This is a genomic window from Amycolatopsis sp. NPDC051106 (assembly GCF_040682775.1).
Lineage (GTDB): Bacteria > Actinomycetota > Actinomycetes > Mycobacteriales > Pseudonocardiaceae > Amycolatopsis.
Genome location: NZ_JBFBBQ010000165.1, coordinates 1 through 9,353, shown reverse-complemented (window position 1 = coordinate 9,353; position 9,353 = coordinate 1). Strand labels below are relative to the sequence as shown.

The window sequence follows — 9,353 nt, the reverse complement described above, 5'->3', positions numbered from 1 at the left end:
GTGCGTTCAACGCACCGAAGGCCGCCTTGGGTGCGTTGAACGCAACCAAGGCCACCTTGGGGCGCTTGGGGTCAGTGGGGGTCGGTCTCCTCCAGCCGGCGCTCCAGTGCGTCGAGCCGGCCCGACCAGAACTCGCGGTAAGGCGCCAGCCACGCGTCCACTTCGGCCAGAGGCTCCGGCCGCAGCGCGTAGCACCTTCGCTGGGCCGCCACCCGGACCGTCACGAGCCCGGCTTCCCGCAGCACCCGCAGGTGCTTCGACACCGCCGGCTGGCTGAGGGACAGCTCGTCGACCAGCTCGCCGACCGAACGCTCGCCGTCGCGCAGCAGGTCCAGGATCGTGCGGCGGCGGGGCTCGGCCAGCACCTCGAACGTCTGCATCACCCGTGAAATGTGCTCCGGACGGCATATTCCTGTCAAGGCATGCGCAACCCGCCCGGTGGGCTCTTCGCACCACCGCAGTCTGGTCTGAACCATTGACCTAATGGTCTAGTCCATTTACGGTGGTGTGGTCCCCACCACTCCGGCACCGTCGCCGTGAGTAATTCTCCGGAGGGAGCAGACATGTCCCGTTTCCGCAGGAAGAGCTACTCGGCCCTGCTGACCGTGGCCGCCGCCGCGGGGGTCGTGGCCGGTGGCTTCAGCGCCCCCGCCGCGACCGCGTCCGCCGCCTCGGCCGAAGCCTCCGTCGGCAAGGTCGTCGGCTACTTCACCGAATGGGGGGTCTACGACCGCAACTACCACGTCAAGAACATCGAGACGTCGGGCTCGGCGAGCAAGCTGACCCACATCAACTACGCGTTCGGCAACGTGACGAACGGCGGCTGCGCGATCGGCGACGCCTACGCCGACTACCAGAAGACCTACGACGCCGCGGGCAGCGTCGACGGCGTCGCCGACACCTGGGACCAGCCCCTCGCCGGCAGCTTCAACCAGCTCAAGAAGCTCAAGGCCGCGCACCCCGGCCTCAAGGTGATCTGGTCGTTCGGCGGCTGGACCTGGTCCGGCGGTTTCGCGCAGGCCGCGCAGAACCCCGCCGCCTTCGCCGACTCCTGCTACAACCTGGTCAACGACCCGCGGTGGGCCGGTGTCTTCGACGGCATCGACATCGACTGGGAGTACCCAACGCCTGCGGTCTTTCCTGCGACACCAGCGGCGCGGACGCCTACAAGAACCTGATGGCCGCGCTGCGCGCCAAGTTCGGCTCCCAGCTGGTCACCGCGGCGATCACCGCCGACGGCACCGACGGCGGCAAGATCGACGCGGCCGACTACGGCGGCGCCGCGCAGTACGTCGACTGGTACAACGTGATGACCTACGACTACTTCGGCGCCTGGGCCGCACAGGGCCCGACCGCACCGCACTCGCCGCTGACGAGCTACGACGGCATCCCCACCGCGGGCTTCTACTCCGACGCGGCCATCCAGAAGCTCAAGGGCAAGGGCGTCCCGGCGGGCAAGCTGCTGCTGGGCATCGGGTTCTACGGCCGCGGCTGGACCGGCGTCACCCAGGACGCCCCGGGCGGCACCGCCACCGGCCCGGCGGCCGGCACCGAACCCGGCATCCAGGACTACAAGGTGCTCAAGTCGTCCTGCCCGGCCACCGGCACGGTCGCGGGCACCGCGTACGCCAAGTGCGGCAGCGACTGGTGGAGCTACGACACCCCGGCGACCATCGCGGGCAAGGTCGACTACGCCAAGCAGCAGGGCCTGGGCGGCGCGATGTTCTGGGAGCTGTCCGGGGACACCGCCGACGGCGAGCTGATCGGCGCCGTCGCCGAGTGAGGGCTCCCGGTGCGGCCGGCGTGCGCGGAACGCCGGCCGCACCGGGTTTCACACCATCCCGCCGGGGCACCGGCGATTCCTGTCGGTGCCCGCGATTAGGGTCCTCACCGTGAAGTTCAGCGGATTCGGCGAGTACGCCGTCGACTTCTACGACGGCCTCGTGGAAGACAACTCGAAGCCCTACTGGGACGACCACGTCGAGACCTACAAGACCGACGTCCGCGCCCCGATGGAAGCGCTGCTCGCGGAGCTGGCGCCGGAGTTCTCCGACGGCTTCGGCGAGCCCAAGGTGTTCCGCCCCTACCGGGACGTCCGGTTCGCCAAGGACAAGACGCCGTACAAGACCCACTGCGGCGCGGTGATCGAGCAGGGCCGGGGCGGCGGCGCGTACTACGTCGAGGTCGGCCCGGAGGGGCTGCGCGCCGGCGGCGGCTGCTTCCACCTCGCGGCCGACCAGATCGCCCGCTTCCGCAAGGCCGTCGATACCGAGCTGCACGGCGAAGCGCTCGAGAAGATCCTGGCCAAGCTCCAGCGCGCCGGCTGGGAGATCCGGGGCGACCGGCTGAAGTCGAAGCCGCGGGGCTTCGACGCCGACCACCCCCGCCTCGACCTGCTGCGCTACCGCTCGGTCTACGCGATCCGCGTCTGGGAGCCGGACGACGTCCTGCACGAACGAGGGGCGCTCGATCGGGTGAAGAAGGCCTGGCGGCAGCTGCGCGAGTTCAACGAGTGGGCCCGCGACCGCGTCGGGCCCAGTGAGCTGCCCCGGCGCTGACCAGCTGGACGGGACAGTTTCTGAACAGTTTTCTTGAACTTTTCGGGATCGGTACAGACGAACGCCCGGAGAGGGACTACGCTGTGCGAACGTGAGCCGACGCGCGAAGATCGTTTGTACCCTGGGCCCTGCCACCGCTACGCCGGAGAAGATGCGGGCCCTCGTCGACGCTGGCATGGACGTGGCCAGGATGAACTTCAGCCACGGCAGCCACGGCGACCACAAGGAGGTCTACGACCTCATCCGGGCCGCGGCCGCCGAGAGCGGCCGGGCGGTCGGCATCCTCGCCGACCTGCAAGGCCCGAAGATCCGTCTCGGCACGTTCGCCGGCGGGCCGGTCGAGTGGCACACCGGCGACATCGTCCGGATCACCGTCGAGGACGTCGCCGGCACCCACGACCGCGTCTCGACCACCTACAAGGGCCTGGCGAAGGACGCCAAGCCCGGCGACCGCCTGCTCGTCGACGACGGCAAGGTCGGCCTGGTGGTCAAGGAGGTCGACGGCCAGGACGTGGTGTGCGAGGTCACCGAAGGCGGCCCGGTCAGCAACAACAAGGGCGTCTCGCTGCCCGGCATGGACGTCTCCGTGCCGGCGATGTCCGAGAAGGACATCGAGGACCTCGAGTTCGCGCTCGAACTGGGCGTCGACTTCATCGCCCTCTCGTTCGTCCGCTCGCCCGCCGACATCGACCTGGTCCACCAGGTGATGGACCGCGTCGGCAAGGGCCGGCTGCCGGTCGTCGCCAAGATCGAGAAGCCCGAAGCCGTCTACAACCTCGAGGCCATCGTGCTGGCCTTCGACGCGGTGATGGTCGCCCGCGGCGACCTCGGCGTCGAGCTGCCGCTGGAGCAGGTCCCGCTGGTCCAGAAGCGCGCCATCCAGATCTGCCGCGAGAACGCGAAGCCGGTCATCGTCGCGACGCAGATGCTCGAGTCGATGATCAACAACTCCCGGCCGACCCGCGCCGAGGCCTCCGACGTCGCGAACGCGGTGCTCGACGGCGCCGACGCGCTGATGCTGTCCGGCGAGACCAGCGTCGGGCGGTACGCGATCGAGGTCGTCCAGACGATGGGCCGGATCATCGAGGCGGTCGAGACCGACTCGCCGATCGTGCCGCCGCTGACGCACGTCCCGCGCACCAAGCGCGGCGTCATCTCCTACGCCGCCCGCGACATCGGCGAGCGGCTCAACGCGAAGGCACTGGTCGCCTTCACCCAGTCCGGCGACACCGTGCGCCGCCTGGCCCGGCTGCACACGCGGCTGCCGCTGCTGGCGTTCACGCCGGAGGACTGCGTGCGCAGCCAGCTGTCGATGACCTGGGGCACCAACACCCACATCGTGCCGCGGGTGGACTCGACCGACCAGATGATCCAGCAGGTCGACCACGCGATGCTCGAGATGGGCAAGTACCAGAAGGGCGACCTGGTCGTCATCGTGGCCGGCTCCCCGCCGGGCACCGTGGGCTCGACGAACCTCATCCACGTGCACCGCCTTGGTGAAGACGACCACGCGTAAGGGACATCGAGCACGACCATCTCATAGGGTCTGGCCATGACTGAAATGGCCAGGACGGCCGCCACCGAGCTGGAGATCCCGGGTGGCGGCCAGCCGGTGCTGGACCGCCTGATCGCGCTGCTGGACCTCGAGAAGATCGAGGAGAACATCTTCCGCGGCGTCTCGCCCGCGCACTCACCCGTGCGCGTGTTCGGCGGGCAGGTCGCCGGCCAGGCGCTGGTCGCGGCCGGGCGCACGGTCCCCGAGGAACGCCGGGTGCACTCGCTGCACGCGTACTTCATCCGCGGCGGCGATCCCAGCGTCCCGATCATCTACGAGGTCGACCGGATCCGGGACGGCCGGTCCTTCACCACCCGCCGGGTCGTCGCGATCCAGCACGGCAAGGCGATCTTCTCGCTGTCGGCGTCGTTCCAGAAGGACGAACCGGGCATCGAGCACGCCGAGGAGATGCCGGCCGGCGTGCCGGCGCCGGAGACGCTGCCGACGCTGATGGAGCGTGCCGAGGGCTACTCGATCGGCGCCCACAGCCGGCCGCGGCCGATCGACGTGCGGTACGTCAACGAGCCGCCGTGGGTCACCCGCGAGACGGGGGAGCGGCCCGCGCGCAACCAGGTGTGGATGCGCGCCGACGGGAAGCTGCCCGATCAGCAGCTGCTGCACGTCTGTGTGCTGACCTATGCCTCGGACATGACGCTGCTGGACTCCGTGCTGGCGCGCCACGGCGTCTACTGGGACACCGACAAGGTGCTCGGCGCGAGCCTGGACCACGCGCTCTGGTTCCACCGGCCCTTCCGCGCGGACGAGTGGTTCCTCTACGACAGCGCGTCGCCGACCGCCTCCGGCGCGCGCGGCCTCGCCACGGGCCGGTTCTTCGGCGCGGACGGCACCCTCATCGCGACGGTCGTCCAAGAAGGACTCCTGCGCGTTCTGTGACCTTCCGGGAATTCACCCTTACGGGCGACGAATGCACGGAATAATCGTTCTGCCAATAAGGTGCGGGAACAGTTGACGAGGGCCGGGGCCGATCGGGGGGCGGCCCCGGACCTCTTGTCCCGATGATCACGCGGCACACCGCGGAGTCATCGTCTACGCTGATCACAGGCCCTGAACGGGGCTGGGGGAGCAAACCCGCGGTGCCCTTGTCACGTCCTGCCTCAGTGCAGGATGCGAGCATACAGAAGCATTCTGCAAATTGCAGACACGACTCGGGTTCGGCTCCGGTAATCGGTGCCGTGCGATTACCCGGGTGTTCATGTTGGATACTGGCAGCGAGCGGACGGCTACGGCGCCGTCGACATCCGGAGGTGCGCGATGGCAAGGGGACAGAGCCCCACGGTTCGCCGTCGGCGGCTCGCGGGTGAGCTGCGCAGGCTGCGCGAAGCCGCGGACCTGACCATCGACGAGGTGGGCGAGAAGCTCGAGTGCTCCGCGTCGAAGGTCAGCCGCATCGAGACCGGCCACGTCGGGGTCACCCCGCGTGACGCGCGGGACATGCTGGCCCTCTACGGCATCGTCGGCGACGAGCAGGAGGCGCTCGTCCAGCTGGCCAGGGAGGCCCGCAAACGCGGCTGGTGGCACGCCTACAACGAGGTCTTCACCGGCACGTTCGTCGGGCTCGAAGCCGACGCCAGCTCGCTGCGCGCGTTCCAGGCGCTGCTGGTGCCCGGCCTGCTGCAGACCGAGCGCTACGCCCGCGCGGTGATCCGGGCCCTGCGGCCGGACGCCGCGGAGGACGAGATCCGCCGGCGCGTCGCCGCCCGGATGGCGCGCCAGGAGCTGCTGTCCGACACCCCGCCGCCGGAGTACTGGGCGGTGATGGACGAAGCCGTGCTGCGCCGCGTCGTCGACGGCCCCGAGGTGATGGCCGAGCAGCTGTACCGCATGGTCGCGGTGGCCGAGAAGCCGAACGTGACCGTCCAGGTCGTGCCGTTCGGCGCCGGCGCGCACCCGGGGATGGAGGGCCCCTTCCTGATCATGGGTTTCCCCGAGCAGGCCGACCCGGACGTCGTCTACGTCGACGACAGCACGTCCAGCGGCCTCTACCTGGAGGAACCCACAGACGTCCGGCGCTACGGGCTGATGTTCGACCATCTGCGCGCGGCCGCACTGAAGCCGGACGACTCGGTGGACCTGATCGCCGAGGCCGCCGGGCGGTTCGCCGAACAGGCGGCCGCACCGGCTCCGGTGCACCAATCGGAACCGAGGACACAGTAAGGAGTGGGGACCATGGAAGCTGAACTCTCCGGAGCGCGGTGGCGCAAGAGCAGCCACAGCGGCGGCGGGAACGACTGCGTCGAGGTCGCGTTCGTCGCCGGGGGCGCCGCGCTGCGCGACTCGAAGGACCCCGAAGGTGGTGCGTTCCGCCTGCCCGCGTCGGGCTGGCGGGGGCTGCTGGCCGCGGTGCGGCCCGGCGGCCCGGCCCACGACTGAGGCGCTTTCGAAGACCCCTTACCCCCGCCGAGCTGGGCTCGGCCGGGAGTAAGGGGTCTTTTCACGGCCAGGGCTGCGTGATCACCCGATGCCTGAGGCACCCCCTCAGGACGAACCTGAGTGTTACCAACCGGTGAACTCGGGAACAGGGGAACACGATGCACAGCGATCTGCTGCTCGACGCGGTCCGGGCCGAAGCGGCCTACCGGGCCGAAGAACTGCGGAAGGCCGGGCGCAGCGCCTGGGCCGACCGCGCACGCCGCGCCGTCCGCCACGTGCGGGCCGCGCGGGCCGACGTCGACGTGCCGGCGCAGCAGCGCCGCGAGGCGTCGCGGGAGACCGCGGCCGTCGGCGAGACCGCCCGGTAGGGCGTGGTGAAGGTGTCGAAGGCGATAAGCGGTCGGAAACTGTCGGTGGGGTAGGCAACAATGCAACTCGTGCCCCGACTCGGCTCCGGAATCCCGCTCGTCGCCCGTACCCACGAGATGCGGCGGCTCCGCGCCGCCTTCGCCCGGGCCGAACGGGGCGAGGCCGGCGCGGTGCTGCTCTCGGGGGACGCCGGGGTCGGCAAGACCCGGCTGCTGACCGCGCTCGGCGAGCACGTCGAGGCCGGCGGTGGGCTGCTGCTCACCGGCCGCTGCATCGACGTCCGCGAAGGCGGTCTTCCTTATCTTCCGTTCGCCGAAGCGCTCGCCCCGCTGGGCAGCTCGGCGGACCCGGCGGTGGCCGCCGCGGTGCGGCTCCGGCCCGCGCTCGGGCGGCTGCTGCCGCAGGGCCAGGGTGTCGAGGAGCCCCGCGCGGCCGAACACCCGCCGATGACCTCGAACGACCGGGAGACCATGGTGCGTCCCCGGCCCGAGCAGGATCTCGGTCAGCTGCAGTTGTTCGACGCGGTACTGGGGGTGCTGACCGAGATCGCGGAGTCGCGCCCGGTGGTGATCCTGCTCGAGGATCTCCACTGGGCCGACGCCTCGACCCGCAACCTGCTGTCCTTCCTGCTCAGCAGGCTGCGCGCGCAGCGGCTGCTGGTCGTGGGCAGCTACCGCGAAGAGGACGTGCACCGGCGCCACCCGCTGCGCGGCCTGCTGTCGGAGCTGGTCCGCCTCGCCACCGTCGAGCGCGTCGACCTGCACCCCTTCGGCGCCGCCGACGCCCGCAAGTTCGTCGAGGCGCTGGCCGACGAGCCGATGCCGGCCGACGTCGTGTCCGACATCGTCGCCCGTTCCGAGGGCAACCCGTTCTTCGCCGAAGAGCTGCTCGCCACCCAGACCGAGTGCAACGACCTGCCCGCCGGGCTCGCCGAAGTGCTGCTGTCCCGGCTCGAGCGGCTCTCGCCGGACACCCGCCGGGTGGCCCGGGTGATCTCGGTGGCGAACGAGCCGGTGATGCACGGCGCGCTCGCCGAGGTCTCCGGGCTGGGAGAGCTGGAGCTCGACGAGGCACTGCGCGAAGCCGTCCAGCACCACGTCCTCGTGGTGCTGCCGGACGGCTCCTACACCTTCCGGCACGCGTTGCTGCAGGAAGCGGTGTACGGCGACCTGCTGCCGGGGGAGCGGTCACGCACGCACGCGGCGTACGCGGCCCGGATCCAGGCGCGGCCGCAGGGCCGCGGCCACGACGCGAAGCTGGCCTACCACTCGATGCAGAGCAGCGACCTGGTCACCGCGCTGCCGGCGCTGCTGCGCGCGATGGACGAGGCCGAGAAGCTCGGCGCGCCCGGGTCGGCGCTGCAGCACGTCGAGCAGGCACTGTCCATCTGGGACGCCGTCGCCCCGGCGGACCGGCCCGAGGGGTTCGACGAACTGCGGCTGCTGCACGAAGCGTCCTACTTCGCGGGCACGTCCGGCGAGCCCGACCGCGCCGCGGCCTTCGCCCGGTCGGCCACGCAGGCGTTGAAACCGGACACGGCGGCCGACCGCGCGGCGAAGACGTGGCGGCGGCTGGCGGAGGCGCTGCTCGCGCTGGAGGGCACCCTCGACGAGGCGACCGCGGCCATCGACCGGGCCTGGGAGCTGGTGAAGGACGGCGAGCCGAGCGGGACGCGCGCCTGGGTGCTGGCCAGCCGGGCCGGGTTCCTGCGGATCCTGGACCGGCCCGAGGCGGCGCTGGACAGCGCGCGCACCGCGGTCGCCGACGCGCAGGCGGTCGGGGCGGCGGGCGCGGAAGCCGCGGCGCTGGTCACCCTGGGCACGCTCGCCGACTCGGCGGGCGAATCGGCCGAGGCCCGCGAGTGGCTGCGCAAGGCCCAACGGACGGCGCGCGGCGCCGGCGCGCCGAACACCGAGATCCGCGCGACCTACTTCCTCGCGCTGAGCTACGACGACCAAGCCGAGTTCGCCGAGGCGCTGGCCCACGCCGCGCACGGCGTCGCCCGGGCCGAAGAAGCCGGGCTGAGCTGGAGCTCGTTCGGGATCGAGTTGCGCGCGCGGCAGCTGATCCTGCGCTACCAGATGGGTGACTGGCCGGACGAGAGCGCCGGTCGCGCGGGGCGCGGGGTGTCCAGCGCGGTCGCCGCGCGGATCCAGGCCATCTGGTCGCTGTTCGTCGTCGCGCGTGGCCGGTTCGACGAGGCCGCGAAGCTCATCGCCGGGCTGCGGCAGCATTGGGCGGCGGACATGGCGATCCCGCTGTCCGCCGGGGACGCCGGCATCGAGCTGGCGTACTGGGGCGGCGACCACGCCGAAGCGGTGCGCCGCGCCGAAGACCTGATCGGCTGGCTCGAGCGGATCGAGCCCGGCTTGCTGGCCGGCATCCGCGTCGCCGCGCTGGGCGTGTCCGCCGCGGCCGCGCTGGCCGCCGACGCCCGGGTCCGCGGCGACCAGGCCGCGGCCGGCGCCGCGGTGGCGGCG

The 9,353-nt window shown here is 71.3% G+C and carries 8 protein-coding genes and 1 pseudogene; 8 read left to right on the top strand and 1 reads right to left on the bottom strand.

All coding sequences use genetic code 11. The features are described from left to right. Positions 1-71: 71 nt before the first annotated feature. On the bottom strand, positions 72-383 hold the full coding sequence (locus AB0M83_RS47560) for a metalloregulator ArsR/SmtB family transcription factor (protein ID WP_364529118.1): 312 nt from the start codon (positions 381-383) through the stop codon (positions 72-74). 180 nt (positions 384-563) lie between these two features. Here AB0M83_RS47560 and AB0M83_RS47555 point away from each other — a divergent pair. The 8 genes and pseudogenes from AB0M83_RS47555 to AB0M83_RS47520 all read left to right on the top strand — a co-directional run. Beyond that, positions 564-1,783: pseudogene (locus AB0M83_RS47555) on the top strand (glycoside hydrolase family 18 protein). A gap of 109 nt (positions 1,784-1,892) precedes the next feature. Beyond that, complete coding sequence (locus AB0M83_RS47550; protein WP_364529115.1) at positions 1,893-2,558, top strand: DUF2461 domain-containing protein; 666 nt, start codon at positions 1,893-1,895, stop codon at positions 2,556-2,558. Between the two features lie 91 nt (positions 2,559-2,649). Beyond that, on the top strand, positions 2,650-4,074 hold the full coding sequence (pyk, locus tag AB0M83_RS47545) for a pyruvate kinase (RefSeq protein ID WP_364529112.1): 1,425 nt from the start codon (positions 2,650-2,652) through the stop codon (positions 4,072-4,074). A 36-nt stretch (positions 4,075-4,110) separates the two neighbouring features. Beyond that, complete coding sequence (locus tag AB0M83_RS47540; RefSeq protein ID WP_364529109.1) at positions 4,111-5,007, top strand: acyl-CoA thioesterase II; 897 nt, start codon at positions 4,111-4,113, stop codon at positions 5,005-5,007. A 378-nt stretch (positions 5,008-5,385) separates the two neighbouring features. Further along, entirely contained in the window at positions 5,386-6,288 is a 903-nt protein-coding gene (locus AB0M83_RS47535; protein ID WP_364529106.1) for a helix-turn-helix transcriptional regulator, read from the top strand. 12 nt (positions 6,289-6,300) lie between these two features. After that, positions 6,301-6,504 (top strand): DUF397 domain-containing protein, encoded by a 204-nt coding sequence (locus tag AB0M83_RS47530; protein WP_284741192.1) that lies wholly within the window; start codon positions 6,301-6,303, stop codon positions 6,502-6,504. A 158-nt stretch (positions 6,505-6,662) separates the two neighbouring features. After that, complete coding sequence (locus tag AB0M83_RS47525; protein WP_364529103.1) at positions 6,663-6,872, top strand: hypothetical protein; 210 nt, start codon at positions 6,663-6,665, stop codon at positions 6,870-6,872. 60 nt (positions 6,873-6,932) lie between these two features. After that, the coding region (locus AB0M83_RS47520) for an AAA family ATPase (RefSeq protein ID WP_364529100.1) at positions 6,933-9,353 on the top strand (2,421 nt) is incomplete at its 3' end.